The following is a 15,184-nucleotide window of genomic DNA, read 5'->3' as shown; positions in this document are numbered from 1 at the left end:
ACGCCGGCAGCGGATTTCTCCTCTGGCAGATTTTTCTGCCTGACCTCGCGAAGAGGTCTAAGGGACATAACAGTCAACATTGAGGGCAGCACCCTATGAGAAGACTTAAGCGTGATCCGTTAGAAAAAGCTTTTTTGCGCGGCTACCAATACGGCATCCATGGCAAATCCCGAGAAATGTGTCCTTTTACTCTTCCTTCCGTTCGTCAAGCCTGGTTAAACGGCTGGCGCGAAGGTCGCGGTGATAACTGGGACGGACTGACCGGCACCGCCGGTATCCATCGACTCAACGAACTTCACGCTGTCGGCTAAACAGGCTACTAACTAACCCTAGGAAACTACCGACTTCACATGCACGCCCCATCCGGGCGGCGGGCGAGAGCCCAGGGGCTCCTTCAGGGAGCCCTTTTTATTGCCTGCGATACCGAGCGCGCTAACTCTACCTGGCAATAGCCAAAGCCGCTCAAACCTTGCGCGGCAAGCCGGCAATCGCATCCACCGCCTCGCGGATCAGCGCCGGTCCCTTGTAAATGAACCCGGAATAAATCTGTACCAGGCTCGCCCCGGCGGCGATTTTCTCGCCGGCGTGCTTGCCTTCGGTGATGCCGCCTACGGCAATAATCGGCAAACGCCCCGCCAGTTCGGCAGCCAGAACCTTGACGATATGGGTGCTCTTGTCGCGCACCGGCGCCCCCGACAACCCGCCGGCCTCGTCGCCAAACTCCAGGCCTTGAACGCCTTCACGGCCCAGGGTGGTATTGGTGGCAATCACCGCATCCATACCGGCCTCGACCAGCGCCTTGGCCACCTCAACGGTCTCTTCGTCGCTCATGTCAGGGGCGATCTTGATGGCCAGCGGCACGCGCTTGCCATGCTGCCGGGTCAGGTCTTCCTGACGCAGGCGCAAGGCTTCGAGCAGCTGCTTGAGCGAGTCGCCGAACTGCAGGCTGCGCAAGCCCGGGGTATTCGGTGAGCTGACGTTGACCGTCACATAACTGGCGTGGGCATAGACCTTGTCCAGGCACAGCAGGTAATCGTCTACCGCTCGTTCGACCGGGGTATCGAAGTTCTTGCCGATATTGATCCCCAGCACACCTTTGTACTTGGCCGCCTGCACCCTGCCCAGCAGATGGTCGACCCCGAGGTTGTTGAAGCCCATACGATTGATGATGGCCTCGGCCTCCGGCAGGCGGAACAGCCGCGGCTTGGGATTGCCCGGCTGCGGACGCGGTGTCACGGTGCCAATCTCGACGGAGCCGAAACCCAGCTGGGCAAAACCGTCGATGGCAGCGCCATTCTTGTCCAGACCGGCCGCCAAGCCGACCGGATTGGCAAACTCCAACCCCATCACCTTGACTGGCAAACTCGCCGGCGCCTTGCACAGCAGGCCATTGAGCCCCAAACGTCCGCCCGCACCGAGCAGATCGATGGTCAGCTCGTGGGAGGTTTCCGGGGAGAGTTTGAACAGTAGCTGGCGGGCCAGGGTATACATGGGCAGGCTTAGCTCGATAATGGCGAAGGCGGAAAGGCGGCGATTATACAGGCCGAGGGAACAGCTAGCGAGCGAAGGTCGAGCCAGCAGAAACTGCGAGAGGCATCAGAGCTTGTGAAAAAATCGAGTGCCGTCGCGAGAGTGTCTCCAGGTGTTCGCGGCAAGGCGCGCCACGCCAAAAATGGGGGAGTTTAGTGAGCTAAATGACCCCATTTTTGGGGTAGCGCAACGTCAGCAGCGGCCGCCTGGGGCCGCTCGCAGTAGGCGGTTTTTTCCCACGCTCTCAGCCCAGGCGGCGCAGGCTGAGTAACTGGCCGGTCGAGTTAAACTCCAGTTCGAAGCACCCGTAGACGCCTTCGTGAGTCAAAAACGGCCTGAAGTGATGGGCCGGCACACTGACCCGCCTACCATCACGACTCTGCACCAGGATGCGGTTGGCCCGTCCTTGATAGACAGCGCGCATGCGCTCGGCAGATAACGCGAGATCCAGCAGCAGACTGGCCATGCAGACACCTTGGCAAATGAATGCGCCAATCTTGCCACAAGCAACCAGCAAGCTCCGCGCAAAACCCGCCCTTTTGACCCGCAAAGCCTGTGCAACCGTCTTGTGGCTCTGCCACACTTGCGCCGGTGTCCTTGGAGTTCGCACCCGGTCATGAGCCTGTTCGATCAACCCTCCTCCCTCAGCTCACGCCTTGCCGCCCTGATCCAGCGCCTGGGCTGGAGCGGCCGTGCGCCGCGCTTGATACTGGAGCGCGCCAGCCGCCTGAATCTGCCCTTCAAAGCCATACCCGCGACCCGCGACAGCATCTGCTGGCTCGAAGGGCCGCCACTGCAACGTCTGGTCGAACTGCCGCGCGACGCCCTGTCCGGCCCGGTGCAGGAAGACAAAGCCCAAGCCCATGCGGTACTGATTCAAATCGTCGAGGTGCAACAGCAGCAACTGGAGTCGTTCGACCTGCGCCTGATCGACGGGCTGAGCAGCTGCGACCCCGAACAGGCCCACTTCACCAGCTTCGAGGAATACGCCGCCAGCGAAGCTTGCCGCCAGGTGCGCATCATCAGCTACAAAGACTTTGTCAAAACCATCAGCCAGGCCCTGCCCCGCTTCCTCGCTGGCGAATGCATCAGCCTGCGCCAGGCCAGCTGGCACGGCGAGCGGATATTCTGGGCCGGCGAGCAACATAGCGAAGCCTTGGCCTGCGCCGTCGTCTATGCACGCCGCCGCCAACTGGAAATCACCCTGCCTGCCGAACTCTCCAGCTACCGCTTGAGCAGTAGCGGCCTGGCGGCACTGCAACAGCGCTATCACGTCCTGGCCATGCCTGGTGCTGCCTGGAGCGACCCGGCATTCATGAGCCTGCTGCTGGACACCGGCCTGCCTTATGCCCGCCTGGCCCTGCTGCGTAACCCAGGTGCGCCGGAGTTCCTCCTGCTGCCCAAGCATTCCGCCGAGGCCACCGCCCTGGGTGAAGGCCTGCGCCTGGCCGGCGCACCCGATGTGGTCCACTACCTGCAAGGGCTTGCAGCGCACAAACCTGAGACAGCGCCGACCCAAGGCAAAACATCCTTGCCCTGAACAAGGCTGTTCACCGGTTAACTGTTGCAACTCGTTTTTGTAGGCTGGGCCGGGCGGCGTTCCGCTTTAGCCCACCGCCGCCAAATAAGCAGCCTTGGTGGGCTGCAGCCCAGGTTTTGCCCTCAACCCATAACGGCTACATGGCCTTTGGCATTCCCATATTAGGGAAGGTGTTCGATCAGCAGCCTCAGGCCGAACGGATCAGGTGATCGAAGGCGCTGAGCGAAGCCTTGGCGCCCTCACCCACGGCGATGACGATCTGCTTGTAAGGCACCGTGGTCACATCGCCAGCGGCGAAGATACCGGGCACGCTGGTGCCGCCCCTGGCATCGACGATGATCTCACCGCGAGGTGACAACTCGATCACGCCTTTGAGCCAGTCGCTATTGGGCAGCAGACCGATCTGCACGAAGATCCCGTCCAATTCGACGTTGTGCAGGTCGTCAGTGTTGCGGTCCTTGTAGACCAGCGCCTTGACCTTCTGCCCATCGCCCAGCACTTCGCTGGTCAGCGCGTTCTTGATGATGGTCACATTCGACAGACTGTTGAGCTTGTTCTGCAATACTGCGTCGGCACGCAACTGGCTGTCGAACTCGATCAGGGTGACATGGGCGACGATACCGGCCAGGTCGATGGCGGCTTCCACGCCGGAGTTGCCACCACCGATCACCGCCACCCGCTTGCCCTTGAACAACGGACCATCGCAATGCGGGCAGTAGGCCACGCCCTTGCCACGGTAGGCCCGCTCACCGGGCACGTTCATCTCTCTCCAGCGTGCACCTGTGGCCAAAATCAGGGTCTTGGCTTTCAGCGACGCTCCGCTGTCGAACCTGACTTCATGCAGGCCGCCGGCGTGCTTGGCGGCAATGATGGCGCTGGCGCGCTGCAGGTTCATGATGTCCACATCGTACTGTTTGACGTGCTCTTCCAGGGCGCGGGCCAGCTTCGGCCCTTCGGTTTCCTGCACCGAGATGAAGTTCTCGATGGCCATGGTATCCAGCACCTGGCCGCCGAAACGCTCGGCCGCCACCCCGGTGCGGATGCCTTTGCGCGCGGCATAGATAGCCGCAGCAGCGCCAGCCGGACCACCACCGACCACCAGCACGTCGAAGGCCGCCTTGGCGTTGAGCTTGTCGGCATCGCGGGCACCGGCATTGGTGTCGATCTTGGCGATGATTTCCTCGACCCCCATACGCCCTTGGCCAAACAGCTCGCCGTTCAGGTACAGGCTCGGTACCGACATGATCTGCCGCCCCTCGACTTCGGCCTGGAACAGCGCGCCGTCGATGGCCACGTGGCGGATATTCGGGTTGAGTATGGCCATCAGATTCAGCGCCTGGACCACGTCCGGGCAGTTCTGGCAGGACAGCGAATAGTAGGTTTCGAAATTGAATTGGCCTTCGATGCCCTTGATCTGTTCGATCACATCCGCCGCGGTCTTGGATGGATGGCCACCGACCTGCAGCAACGCGAGCACCAGCGAGGTGAATTCGTGGCCCATGGGAATACCGGCAAAACGCAGGCTGATATTCGCCGCGGGGCGATTGAGCGCGAACGACGGCGTGCGACTGTCGCTGCCATCGGTCTTGAGGGTGATTTTGTCGGTCAGGCTGACAATGTCTTGCAGCAGGCCGAGCAGTTCGCGGGATTTGTCGCTGTCATCGAGGGACGCGACGATCTCGAACGGCTGGGTAACCTTCTCGAGGTAGGCCTTCAACTGGGCTTTCAGATTGGCGTCCAACATGATTCAGTTATCCCTTGCTAACGAAATTCAGACACAAAAACGCCCGGACGGATCGCGCCCGGGCGTCGGGCACTAAAAGGGCTGGGTTACAGCCCTAGCAGCGCGTTGTTTTGCCAGGAAAACGCTGGTGAAAGCTGCCGTGTCGAAGCGCAGCAGCGTTCAGACCCTGGTTAAATTTTACCGACCAGGTCCAGGGACGGAGCCAGAGTGGCCTCGCCTTCTTTCCACTTGGCCGGGCAGACTTCGCCCGGGTGAGCGGCGGTGTACTGGGCGGCCTTCAGCTTGCGCAGGGTTTCGGATACGTCGCGAGCGATTTCGTTGGAGTGAATTTCCACGGTCTTGATCACGCCTTCCGGGTTGATCAGGAAGGTGCCACGCAGCGCCAGGCCTTCTTCAGCAATGTGTACGCCGAAAGCGTTGGTCAGGGCATGGGTCGGGTCGCCGATCAGCGGGAACTGAGCCTTGCTCACAGCCGGGGAAGTTTCGTGCCAGACTTTGTGCGAGAAGTGGGTGTCGGTGGTAACGATGTAAATTTCGGTACCGGCATCACGGAACGCGGCGTAGTTATTGGCAGCGTCTTCGATCTCAGTCGGGCAGTTAAAGGTGAAGGCTGCCGGCATAAAGATCAAAACAGACCACTGACCCTTCAGCGACTGCTCGGTGACTTCGATGAACTTGCCGTTGTGGAAAGCGTTGGCCTTGAAAGGTTGAACCTGAGTGTTAATGAGGGACATCTATAATTCCTTGTGAGGGTTGAAAATCTACTGGGGCCATCTTAGCCACTTCAGCGCAGAAAGCTTATTGATTGCCGCCATGGTTTCGATTGATTAAACCAATCGAAACCTGTCTTCACGCCAGGGTCGGGTCTATCACCAACACCAGTTTGCCATTAACCCGATTACTCGCCAGTTCGGCAAAGGCCGCTTGCGCGTCCGCGATCGGGAAACTGCGTTCCAGTTGCGGCTTGAGCCGGCCTTCGGCAAACAGCGGCCACACCTGCTGTTGCAGATCGCGCAGCAGATCGGCCTTGAACTGATCATCGCGACTGCGCAGGGTCGAACCGATCAATTGAATGCGCTTACCCAGCAGCAACCCCAGATCAAGTTCGGCCTTGCGCCCGCCCATCAGACCGATATTCACCCAGCGACCATCGAGCGCCAGCAGCTCCAGGTTAAGCGCGGCGTAGTTGCCGCCAACCGGATCGAGGATCACATCGAAGGGGGCGAAATCGCGCAAGGCCTGCAGGTTGTCATTGCCACGCAACACGCCCGCCTGGGCTCCCAAGGCTTCGCAATAGGCCAGACGCTCGGCAGAACCGACGCTGACCCAGCACGGGCTGCCAAATGCCCTGCACAACTGGATCGCCGCCGACCCCACACCACTGGCCCCCGCATGCAACAGGACCTTTTCGCCCGGTTTCAAGCCAGCCAACTGGAACAGGTTGAGCCAGGCCGTGGCATACACCTCCGGCAAGGCAGCCGCCTCGTGCAGTGAGACGCCTTCGGGCACTGGCAAGGCGTGCCGTGCATCGATCACCACGTCCTCAGCCATGCCGCCGCCGGAGAGCAACGCGCACACCCGATCGCCAACCTTCCAGTCACTGCCAGCCCCAACCTCGCTGACTACACCGGCGCATTCCAGGCCCAATATATCGCTGGCACCCGGCGGCGGCGGATACAGACCGGCGCACTGCAACAGGTCGGCCCTGTTCAGTCCGGCGGCTGCCACTCGAATACGGATCTGCCCCACATCACAGGCCGGGGTGGGCTGCTCCGCCCATTCCACGCGCCCTTCAACGCCTTGCAATGCCTTCACGCTGCCTCCATAGTGCATTTGAACCGAGTCCGACTATCAACGTCGGTCTTTTGCATTGCGCCGATGGAACTTGGCGCCCTGAATGATGGCCTAATATGCGTTATCAATTGTCCCTACGTCGAGTAAGCATGAAGCGATCACTGCTTAGCACCCTCCTTGCCCTTAGCCTTGGCTTAAGTGCTTTGCCGCTGTTTGCGAAAACCACCAGTGCCGATCCGTGGGAATACTTGCAGCCAAACCGCGAGCAGGTCATCGCCAGCCTCAATGTTGTAGAGCTGCTCAACCGGCACCACTACAACAAGCCACCGCTCAACGATGAGCGTTCGGTGAAGATCTATCAGGGTTACCTGAAGATGCTCGACCCCTCGCGCAGTTACTTCACCGCGGGTGATATCGCCGAGTTCGACCAGTGGCGCAACCAGTTCGACGACCTACTGAAAAGCGGAAACCTGGAACCGGGATTTCTAATCTACAAGCGCCAACTGGAGCGCCTGCAAAGTCGTTTGCAATTCGCCCTGAACATACTCGAACAAGGTGTCGACAAGATTGACTTCAGCACCGATGAAAGCCTGCTGATCGACCGCGAAAAAGCTCCTTGGGCCAAGAATTTAGTCGAGTTGGACGAACTATGGCGCAAACGCGTCAAAGACGAAGTGCTGCGCCTGAAAATCGCCGGCAAGGAACCCAAGGCGATTGAGGAACTGCTGATCAAGCGCTACAAAAATCAACAGGCGCGCCTGCGCCAGACTCGCGGCGAGGATATATTCCAGGCCTACGTCAATGCCTTTGCCATGTCCTACGACCCGCATACGTCCTATCTCTCCCCAGATAATGCGGAGAACTTCGACATCAATATGAGCCTGTCGCTCGAAGGCATTGGCGCGGTACTGCAAAGCGACAACGAGCATGTCAAAGTTGTGCGCCTGGTGCCTGCAGGACCGGCCGACAAGAGCAAGCAGATTGCCCCGGCAGACAAGATCATCGGTGTCGCCCAGGGCAGCGAAGAAATTGTCGACGTGATCGGCTGGCGCCTGGACGAAGTGGTCAAGCTGATCCGCGGACCGAAAGGCTCGCAGGTGCGCCTGCAAGTGATTCCGGCGAGCAACGCACCGAATGACGAGACCAGCAAGGTAGTCAACATCACCCGTGAAGCAGTCAAGCTGGAAGAGCAAGCCGCGAAGAAATCCGTGCTGCGACTCACTCACGAAGGGCGCGACTACAAACTGGGCATCATTGAAGTTCCCGCGTTCTACCTGGACTTCAAGGCCTTCCGTGCCGGTGACCCGAACTACACGAGCACTACCCGTGACGTCAAACGCCTGATCACCGAACTGGAGCAGGAAAAGGTCGACGGCGTGGTCATCGACTTGCGCAACAACGGTGGCGGCTCACTGCAAGAAGCGACCGAACTGACCGGGCTGTTTATCGACCAGGGACCAACCGTACTGGTGCGCAACAGCGACGGCCGGGTCGATGTGCTGGCTGATGAAAATACCGGCATCTTCTACAAAGGCCCGCTGGCCGTACTGGTCAATCGCCTGTCAGCCTCGGCTTCGGAGATTTTCGCCGGCGCCATGCAGGACTATCACCGCGCCCTGATCCTCGGCGGCCAGACCTTCGGCAAAGGCACGGTACAGACCATTCAGCCGCTCAATCACGGCGAGCTCAAGCTGACCCTGGCCAAGTTCTACCGCGTTTCCGGGCAAAGCACCCAGCATCAGGGGGTGATCCCGGACATCCAGTACCCCGACGTGATGAACACCAAGGAAATCGGTGAAAGTGCCCTGCCCGAGGCATTGCCGTGGGACAGCATCAAAGCAGCGATGACCCCAAAATCCGATCCGATTATGCCCTTCCTCAAAGAACTGCAGACTCGCTACGATACCCGCACGGCAAAGAACCCCGACTTCACCTTCACCCGCGAACGCCTTGCTCTGGCGCAAAAGCTCATGGATGAAACCAGCGTTAGCCTCAACGAAGGCAAACGCCGCGCACAACAGACTGATATAGAAGCGCAGCAACTGGTGATCGAAAACAACCGTCGTAAAGCCAAGGGTGAAACCCTGCTCAGTGAGTTGAAGAAAGAAGACGAAGACGCTACTCCGGTCGAACCTGAAAAAACCAAACCGGAAGATGACGCCTTCCTTGCCGAAAGCGGGCATATATTGCTCGACTACCTGGGGTTGAGTTCGAGGGTGGCCAAACAGTAAGCGTTAGCCGCTTACGGCTGTCATCAAAGGGTCATCAATCTGTCGTGAAATGCAGGGGCTGATAGCGATATCAGCCCCTTCGCTTTTCTGCATATAGAGACCCACCATGACCGCCACCGAGCAACTGAGCGCGCTGGACCATATTCTCGCTCACGGCGATCTGCACAGCTTGTTCCAGCCGATCGTCAGCCTTTCCGAGCGCTGTATCCTCGGCTACGAAGCCCTGACTCGCGGCCCGTCCAACAGCCCTTTGCATTCGCCGATCAATCTGTTCGCCGTGGCGCGCAATGCCGGGCGACTGGGCGAGCTGGAGGTGGCCTGTCGCAAAAATGCCTGCCGGCGCTTCAGCGAACTGCAACTGCCGGGCAAGCTGTTTCTCAACGTCTCGCCGGATTCACTGCTGGAGCCTGGCCATCAACCCGGTCGCACCCTGCAACTGCTGCAAGCCTATGGCATCCCCCCCAGCCAAGTGGTGATCGAGCTGACCGAGCAGTCTCCCACCGACGACTTCACCCTCCTCGATACCGCCCTGCATCATTACCGCGCCATGGGCTTTTCGATTGCCCTGGACGACCTTGGCGCTGGCTATTCAAGCCTGCGCCTATGGTCGGAGCTGCGCCCGGATTACGTGAAAATAGACCGCCACTTCATCGACGGCATTCATCAGGACGCGGTCAAGCGCGAATTCGTCGGTTCGATCCTGAAGATGGCCAAGGCGTCACGCGCCCAGGTGATTGCCGAAGGGATCGAACTGGAAGAAGAACTCGCCGTACTGGCCGAGATGGGCATTGACCTGCTGCAAGGCTATTTGCTCTGTCGCCCGCAGGAACAGCCACCACGCAATGCGCACAAACTCCTGCCGAAACTCAACGGCAATGCGCTCGCCCTCAGCGAAGAAGGCAGCAACCTCAGCCCCTGCTCAACGCACAGCCGGCAGTAGCCCAGCACACGCTCATCGCCGAGGTGCTGGAAGCCTTCCGTGCTCAGGCCAATCTCAACTCCTTGGCCGTCGTCGATGAGCACGGGCAACCGATCGGCATCGTCAACCGCCATGCGCTGTCCGAAGCACTGCTCAAGCCTTTTGCCACCGACCTGTTCGCCCGCAAACCGATCAGCCGCCTGATGAGTAATGACTTCCTCACCGTCGAACTGAAGCAGTCGTTGCAGCAGGTCAGCCGCCTGCTCACCAGCCGTGCCCGTCAACGCATCGAGGAAGATTTCATCATCACCCAGGACGGCAGTTATCTGGGGCTTGGGCGGGTGATCGATGTGCTCAAGTTGATCACCGAACTGAAGATCCAGCAGGCGCGCTACGCCAACCCGCTAACCCTGCTGCCGGGCAATGTACCTATCCAGCAATGCCTGACTCGCCTGTTGCAACAAGCCCGAGAAGCGGTGATCTGTTATGTGGATATCGACCACTTCAAGCCGTTCAACGACCTCTATGGCTATGCCAAAGGCGATGAAGTGTTGCTGAGTCTCGCGCAATGCCTAAGCGAGCGGGTAGACCCTACACGGGATTTTGTCGGTCATATTGGCGGCGACGACTTCTTGCTGGTGCTCGGCTCGCACGATTGGCGAGCTCGCCTCAATCGCCTGCAGGAAGACTTTCAAAGTCAGTGCCGGCGCTTCTACAGCGATGAACACCTGCAAGCTGGCTGCCTGGTCGCCCACAGTCGGCAGGGCCAGCGCCAGGAATTCGCGCTGCTCTCCCTGTCACTGGGGGCGGTGCATCTACGCCCGGAACAATGCGCACAACTGGACGCCAGCCAGCTCGCCGCTCTGGCATCGGAAGCCAAGCGCCACGCCAAGGCGGTGCCCGGTTACAGCCTGCATATCATCGATACGCACAAGCTGTCGGCTTGACTAGCAACCCGCCTCCGCAGAGCCGCGGCGCTTTCCAAGCCGCACCTGCAAGGCGCTACAGCTGGGTGCAATTACGGCTGGAGCGCGCTTTCAGCCGCGAAGACCTGCGAAGCGCCGCCAAGGCTTGACTTCAATCAGGACCTCTAGCCGCCAGGCTTGCGCTGAAGGCGTTTCAGCAACAAGTGGCCGGTTGTTGGTTGACTCAAATTCGTCGGCTTGAGTCTTATCTGTGGGAGGCCCAACCTCGGTCTGTCCTGCACAGCGACACTACAACCTGGCAGCCCTGCGCCTGCATTAGCCGTGGGCCGCGCGCCCCACCTGGAGGTGGGAAATGCCGCAAGCCCGCCGGCGCCCCATGGATGGGAAAGGCAGGAACAATGGCGGGAAGATTAGCGAGAGCGGGCGCGGAATCTTACAAGGCTATGGACAGGCTGAGTCCATGAATAAACGGATTAGCCGATCAGGCCACTAGCTATAAACCCTTACAGCCCCAGTTCCTGCGCCCTCTGGACAAAGCGCGCCGCCTGCTCGGGGTCGGCCGGCAAGCCCCGGCCACCCTCGCGATACAGGTCGGCCAAGCGCTGGGCGGCCAGGGGATGGCCAGCCGCAGCCGCCAGCGTCCACCAGCGCGCGGCCTCGAGGCCATCGGGGGCTTGTCGGGTATCGCCCGCCAGGCTCAGTACGCCAAGCTGATAGGCGGCCTTGGCATCACCACCAGTGGCGGCCAGACGCAACAGACGCACGCCTTCTTCGCGGGCGCCAAACCCGTGGCCACGAAACAGCAGGATATGCCCGTAGAAGCTCTGTGCGGCAACATCGCCGAGGTTGGCCATGCGCGCGAACTGCCCTTCCAACCAGCGCCAGCCACGCGGCTGTTTAACCAACCACGACCAGTGGAACAACCGTCGGGCCACGACATAGCCTATCCGCGCACGCAGTTGCCCAAGCACCTAGAGCGCCTCGGAGTAATCGAACTCGAACACCCGCACCACCTCGGACGCATGCCAGGAGGCAGCGGCTACGCCATCCGAAGCACCGTTAAAGCGACCAAGACGGGTCACACAATCGAAGAACCCGGTTCGCGGCAGCCGGCTCGCGCCCTGACTGATCACCAAGGCGCTGCGCAGTGGCCGTTCGGCACGGGCATCCAGGCCCGCCAGATGTTCCAGCGCAGCGGTGAGCGTTTGCATCGCCGGGGTCGGCAAGGCCAAACGCTCGACCAATGCTCGATAGGTCAGCAGATGACGCTGACGTCGAGCATCCTCCAACTCATCGAGCAAGGCTTGCCAATGCTGACGACTGATACTTACGCTCAAAGCGTCTCCTCCCAGCCTGCGACACCGAGCGCCCAGGCCAAGGCCCGCTTGATGGCGGCGTCTGGCTGGCGCTCGGCGCTTTCGATCATGCCCAGGTAATGCGGACTGATCCCCACCGAGCGCGCCAACTCTTGCAGCGACAAGCCCTTTTCTTCACGCAACCGCGTCAACTCGCTCAGCGCCGGCTTGACTGCATCCGCAGGCGCTTCCGGAACTTGCGCAGCGTGGCCCGAGGCCTGCAACAAGGCCAGGTAATCTGCCCAGGGCAGTACCGCATATTCGGGCTCGCCATCACGTTTGATTACTTGCACTTTCATTCTCGACTCCCCGTGGAAAGCAGTACCGACAGCCTCAGCACCTTCCTTGCAGATGGCTATGTTAACAGCCCGACCCTCTAAAGGGCGCGACCTATACTGCCTTGACACTGTCCTGGGGGTATTTTGAGGGCACTGGCGATTCTTCTGCTGGGCTGCTGGGCTGCTGGAGTGCCATGAGCGGCGCAGAAGCACTGCGTTGGGGCCTCTCTCCGGCCGACAGCCTGCCATATGTCGAGGTCCGCCATCATCAATTGCGTGGTGGTTTCACCCACCGAATTGGCAGCAGGGTCGGCCAACACCTGAATCTCGAGTTGCACTTCGTCGAGACCCCGAACAGATGCATCGAAGATGCTTATTCAGCGCGGACGTATTCATCTGATTGGCAACGCCAACCCGGAGTGGGCGGCCGCACCACCGCGCTACCGCCGGTCACCCAAACTTTACCAGGAGGCAGACGTGATCCACCTGCATGACCGAAAGCGCCCGTGGCGCGATTGCAGGATTTGTACGGCAAGGTTCTCGGCACCCAACTCGGTTATATCTACAGCCTGCCATTGATGGAGGCCTTCGCGCGCTAACGGTTGACTCGCCAGAATGTCCGTGACCTCGACAGCGGACTGCACCTCTTGAGTAGGCAACGCCTGGATGCGCTGATCGACATGCGCCGCCCCTGGCCTACAAGTTGGCCCAGCGCCCAGAGCCGCCCCTGCACTGCAGTGACTGGGTGGTACAGCACTACGACCTGTATTGCATCTATGGCCAACACCTGCCTAGCGGTGCCGAGCGACTGAATGAGGTACTGCTGGAACTGCGAGACTCGGGCGCGATCGCGCGGATGCTCGATGGCAGCCCCGAGTCGCCCCTCCAGTAGCCTGTCAGGGCTTCGGCTTATCCAACGCCAGGCTTTGCCCATCTGGCAAGCGCTCGATAGCTTCGAGCGCCTCAGGCGCCTGGGCTTCTCGCCAGGCACGAAATGCCGCCAGCTCATCGCTCCAGGTGCGCAGCACCCAGGCCAGTACGGCCAAATCATCGATAAAGCCGACCATCGGCAGCCAATCCGGCAGCGCATCCAGTGGTGTGACGAAATACAGCAACGCAGCGACCACCGCCAGTAACGCCTGAGAGCTGATCGCTCGATACTCACCGCGCCACCAGGCCATGCAGAGACCTTGCAGGAGTCGCAAATCATCTTTCAAGGCAGTGAAGCGCCGACCTGGCTTGCCACTCTTGCGTGCCACCGCCAGCAGCAAAGCAGGCAAGCGACCACGACGTAAAAAAACCGGTGCCAAGCGCAGGTAACTGGAAAAATTCCACGGCTGTTTCATGGGCATTCCTCGTCAACCCGCATGCCTGCTGGGCTGGCTTGGGTTATCCACTAAAGCTGTGGATAACCTTGTGAACAGATTCCAGTTGGACCAACCAAACGCCCGGCCCATAGGGCTTCGCTACAGATCGGACATTTTTTATCCAGCCAATAAAATTGTTTTAAATCAGCAACTTAAAATTTGCAAAGAATTTTTCAAGAAGCCCAGGGCAAGGTCGTGCATGAGCCGGGGAAAATGTGCATAACCGTGACGCCAGAATTCCATTCCCGCTACTTTTCCGACCCGTCAGTCAGCCTCAGGTTCGTTTTGTAACCGACAAAAACGACAACGCCCCGTCGAACGGGGCGTTGTCTGCAACCCTGGCGGCCTGTCGAACCCTGGACTGTCCCAGGCCCGACAAACGCCTAACGGTTACTGCTCGGCACTGGTGGCCTTGATTTCCAACAGTTCCAGATCGAACACCAACACCGAGTTGGCCGGGATTGCCGGAGTCGGGCTTTGCTCGCCGTATGCCAGCTCACTCGGGATATAGAGCTTGTACTTCTCGCCGACATGCATCAGCTGCAAGCCCTCAACCCAACCTGGAATCACACCACTGACCGGCAGTTCGATCGGGCTACCGCGTTCGATAGAGCTGTCGAACACGCTGCCATCGGTCAACTTGCCTTCATAGTGCACGCTCACCACATCGGTGGCTTTCGGCTGATCGCCTTCCGCTTTTTTCAGCACTTCGTACTGCAAACCGGATTCGGTGGTGACCACGCCTTCACGCTTGCCATTCTCTTCGAGGAACTTCTTGCCAGCCTTGGCCGACTCCTCGCTCATGGTAGCCATGCGTTCTTCGGCACGCTTCTGCAGAAACGCGAAAGCCTCGACCAGTTCGTCGTCTTTCAGGCGCTGCTCTTTCTTGCCGATGGCATCTTCGATGCCTTGGGCCACGGCGTTCGAATCGAGGTCATCCATGCCTTCCTGTGCCAGGCTCTTGCCCATGTTCAGGCCGATACCGTAGGAGGCTTTTTGTGCCGGGGTCTCCAACTCTGCGCTGGTCTGCGAATCACAACCCGCGAGAACCAGACCTACCAGAGCGACCGCCGCCGCTAAACGATGCTGTTTCATGCTTATTCCTTGTTCGGTGCGCCCTAGGGCAATCGAGTGAAGCCGCGAGCTTAGCAGGCTGCTGCAATCACTGGCTACCAGGATACGAACGAGGAAATGCGAATAAGTTCAGGTATTTAGACGGATTTACGAAGGAATACAGCGAGTATTGCGGAAGGGGCATAGCAGAGATGGAGCGAGGTAAAAAATGGCGCAGCGGACGGGACTCGAACCCGCGACCCCCGGCGTGACAGGCCGGTATTCTAACCGACTGAACTACCGCTGCGCGTAACTCCAAAAGCGAGTTGGTGGGTGATGACGGGATCGAACCGCCGACCCGCTGCTTGTAAGGCAGCTGCTCTCCCAGCTGAGCTAATCACCCTTCACTCTCGAAGTGGGCCGCATTCTAGACAGCCGACCTCACCT

14 protein-coding genes, 2 tRNA genes and 1 pseudogene are annotated in these 15,184 nt (G+C 59.8%); 5 read left to right on the top strand and 12 right to left on the bottom strand.

Annotation, left to right across the window (positions count from 1 at the left end; genetic code table 11):
- Window positions 1-95 precede the first annotated feature (95 nt).
- Entirely contained in the window at window positions 96-311 is a 216-nt protein-coding gene (gene rmf, locus B2D37_RS03805) for a ribosome modulation factor (RefSeq protein WP_079201465.1), read from the top strand.
- Between the two features lie 151 nt (window positions 312-462).
- Here the strand turns inward: rmf and B2D37_RS03800 are convergent, their stop codons facing one another.
- Together B2D37_RS03800 and B2D37_RS03795 are read right to left on the bottom strand one after the other, a co-directional pair.
- Entirely contained in the window at window positions 463-1,491 is a 1,029-nt protein-coding gene (locus B2D37_RS03800; protein ID WP_079201464.1) for a quinone-dependent dihydroorotate dehydrogenase, read from the bottom strand.
- 283 nt (window positions 1,492-1,774) lie between these two features.
- On the bottom strand, window positions 1,775-1,996 hold the full coding sequence (locus B2D37_RS03795; protein WP_079201463.1) for a DUF2835 family protein: 222 nt from the start codon (window positions 1,994-1,996) through the stop codon (window positions 1,775-1,777).
- Window positions 1,997-2,146: 150 nt separating this feature from the next.
- Between B2D37_RS03795 and B2D37_RS03790 the strand changes: the two genes are divergently transcribed.
- The gene (locus tag B2D37_RS03790) at window positions 2,147-3,070 is read left to right on the top strand and encodes a DUF6685 family protein (protein WP_079201462.1); all 924 of its coding nucleotides are present in this window, start codon (window positions 2,147-2,149) and stop codon (window positions 3,068-3,070) included.
- Between the two features lie 187 nt (window positions 3,071-3,257).
- On the opposite strand, the gene ahpF is transcribed toward B2D37_RS03790, so the two are convergent.
- From ahpF to B2D37_RS03775, 3 genes are all read right to left on the bottom strand, one after another.
- Window positions 3,258-4,814 carry an alkyl hydroperoxide reductase subunit F gene (gene ahpF, locus B2D37_RS03785; RefSeq protein WP_079201461.1) on the bottom strand — a complete coding sequence of 519 codons (1,557 nt, stop codon included), beginning with the start codon at window positions 4,812-4,814 and terminating at the stop codon, window positions 3,258-3,260.
- Window positions 4,815-4,984: 170 nt separating this feature from the next.
- Entirely contained in the window at window positions 4,985-5,548 is a 564-nt protein-coding gene (ahpC, locus tag B2D37_RS03780; RefSeq protein ID WP_079201460.1) for an alkyl hydroperoxide reductase subunit C, read from the bottom strand.
- Window positions 5,549-5,663: 115 nt separating this feature from the next.
- Window positions 5,664-6,629, bottom strand: a complete 966-nt coding sequence (locus tag B2D37_RS03775; protein ID WP_079201459.1) for an NAD(P)H-quinone oxidoreductase — start codon at window positions 6,627-6,629, stop codon at window positions 5,664-5,666.
- 128 nt (window positions 6,630-6,757) lie between these two features.
- On the opposite strand from B2D37_RS03775, the gene B2D37_RS03770 reads away from it, so the two are divergent.
- Together B2D37_RS03770 and B2D37_RS03765 are read left to right on the top strand one after the other, a co-directional pair.
- Entirely contained in the window at window positions 6,758-8,839 is a 2,082-nt protein-coding gene (locus B2D37_RS03770) for a carboxy terminal-processing peptidase (RefSeq protein WP_079201458.1), read from the top strand.
- Between the two features lie 106 nt (window positions 8,840-8,945).
- A pseudogene (locus tag B2D37_RS03765) lies at window positions 8,946-10,705 on the top strand (bifunctional diguanylate cyclase/phosphodiesterase).
- A 482-nt stretch (window positions 10,706-11,187) separates the two neighbouring features.
- Here the strand turns inward: B2D37_RS03765 and B2D37_RS03760 are convergent.
- The 3 genes from B2D37_RS03760 to B2D37_RS03750 are packed head-to-tail and all read right to left on the bottom strand — an operon-like array spanning window position 11,188 to window position 12,338.
- Window positions 11,188-11,655 carry an SEL1-like repeat protein gene (locus B2D37_RS03760; RefSeq protein ID WP_079201457.1) on the bottom strand — a complete coding sequence of 156 codons (468 nt, stop codon included), beginning with the start codon at window positions 11,653-11,655 and terminating at the stop codon, window positions 11,188-11,190.
- The gene (locus tag B2D37_RS03755; protein ID WP_079201456.1) at window positions 11,656-12,021 is read right to left on the bottom strand and encodes a hypothetical protein; all 366 of its coding nucleotides are present in this window, start codon (window positions 12,019-12,021) and stop codon (window positions 11,656-11,658) included.
- Window positions 12,018-12,338: a helix-turn-helix domain-containing protein gene (locus B2D37_RS03750; RefSeq protein ID WP_079201455.1), complete on the bottom strand. Its 321-nt coding sequence runs from the start codon at window positions 12,336-12,338 to the stop codon at window positions 12,018-12,020. The genes B2D37_RS03755 and B2D37_RS03750 overlap by 4 nt, the downstream gene beginning before the upstream one ends.
- A 682-nt stretch (window positions 12,339-13,020) precedes the next feature.
- Here B2D37_RS03750 and B2D37_RS23530 point away from each other — a divergent pair.
- Window positions 13,021-13,209, top strand: a complete 189-nt coding sequence (locus tag B2D37_RS23530) for a hypothetical protein (RefSeq protein WP_256573143.1) — start codon at window positions 13,021-13,023, stop codon at window positions 13,207-13,209.
- 4 nt (window positions 13,210-13,213) lie between these two features.
- Here the strand turns inward: B2D37_RS23530 and B2D37_RS03740 are convergent, their stop codons facing one another.
- The 4 genes from B2D37_RS03740 to B2D37_RS03725 all read right to left on the bottom strand — a co-directional run bounded on the left by B2D37_RS03740 (window position 13,214) and on the right by B2D37_RS03725 (window position 15,140).
- On the bottom strand, window positions 13,214-13,663 hold the full coding sequence (locus B2D37_RS03740) for a YkvA family protein (protein ID WP_079201454.1): 450 nt from the start codon (window positions 13,661-13,663) through the stop codon (window positions 13,214-13,216).
- Between the two features lie 411 nt (window positions 13,664-14,074).
- Complete coding sequence (locus B2D37_RS03735; RefSeq protein WP_079201453.1) at window positions 14,075-14,779, bottom strand: FKBP-type peptidyl-prolyl cis-trans isomerase; 705 nt, start codon at window positions 14,777-14,779, stop codon at window positions 14,075-14,077.
- 188 nt (window positions 14,780-14,967) lie between these two features.
- Window positions 14,968-15,044 (bottom strand) — tRNA-Asp (locus B2D37_RS03730).
- 20 nt (window positions 15,045-15,064) lie between these two features.
- Window positions 15,065-15,140 (bottom strand) — tRNA-Val (locus tag B2D37_RS03725).
- Window positions 15,141-15,184 lie beyond the last annotated feature (44 nt).

The organism is Pseudomonas sp. CC6-YY-74, assembly GCF_002025205.1.
Taxonomy (GTDB): domain Bacteria; phylum Pseudomonadota; class Gammaproteobacteria; order Pseudomonadales; family Pseudomonadaceae; genus Aquipseudomonas; species Aquipseudomonas paeninsulae.
The sequence above is the reverse complement of the archived record's forward strand: the minus strand, read 5'-3'. Positions and strand labels throughout refer to the sequence as shown.

Bases quoted from the DNA above. Each gene is read 5' to 3' on its own strand.
- rmf (WP_079201465.1), top strand. From the start codon at position 96: ATGAGAAGACTTAAGCGTGATCCGTTAGAAAAAGCTTTTTTGCGCGGC.
- B2D37_RS03800 (WP_079201464.1), bottom strand. From the start codon at position 1,491: ATGTATACCCTGGCCCGCCAGCTACTGTTCAAACTCTCCCCGGAAACC.
- B2D37_RS03795 (WP_079201463.1), bottom strand. From the start codon at position 1,996: ATGGCCAGTCTGCTGCTGGATCTCGCGTTATCTGCCGAGCGCATGCGC.
- B2D37_RS03790 (WP_079201462.1), top strand. From the start codon at position 2,147: ATGAGCCTGTTCGATCAACCCTCCTCCCTCAGCTCACGCCTTGCCGCC.
- ahpF (WP_079201461.1), bottom strand. From the start codon at position 4,814: ATGTTGGACGCCAATCTGAAAGCCCAGTTGAAGGCCTACCTCGAGAAG.
- ahpC (WP_079201460.1), bottom strand. From the start codon at position 5,548: ATGTCCCTCATTAACACTCAGGTTCAACCTTTCAAGGCCAACGCTTTC.
- B2D37_RS03770 (WP_079201458.1), top strand. From the start codon at position 6,758: ATGAAGCGATCACTGCTTAGCACCCTCCTTGCCCTTAGCCTTGGCTTA.
- B2D37_RS03750 (WP_079201455.1), bottom strand. From the start codon at position 12,338: ATGAAAGTGCAAGTAATCAAACGTGATGGCGAGCCCGAATATGCGGTA.
- B2D37_RS03740 (WP_079201454.1), bottom strand. From the start codon at position 13,663: ATGAAACAGCCGTGGAATTTTTCCAGTTACCTGCGCTTGGCACCGGTT.
- B2D37_RS03735 (WP_079201453.1), bottom strand. From the start codon at position 14,779: ATGAAACAGCATCGTTTAGCGGCGGCGGTCGCTCTGGTAGGTCTGGTT.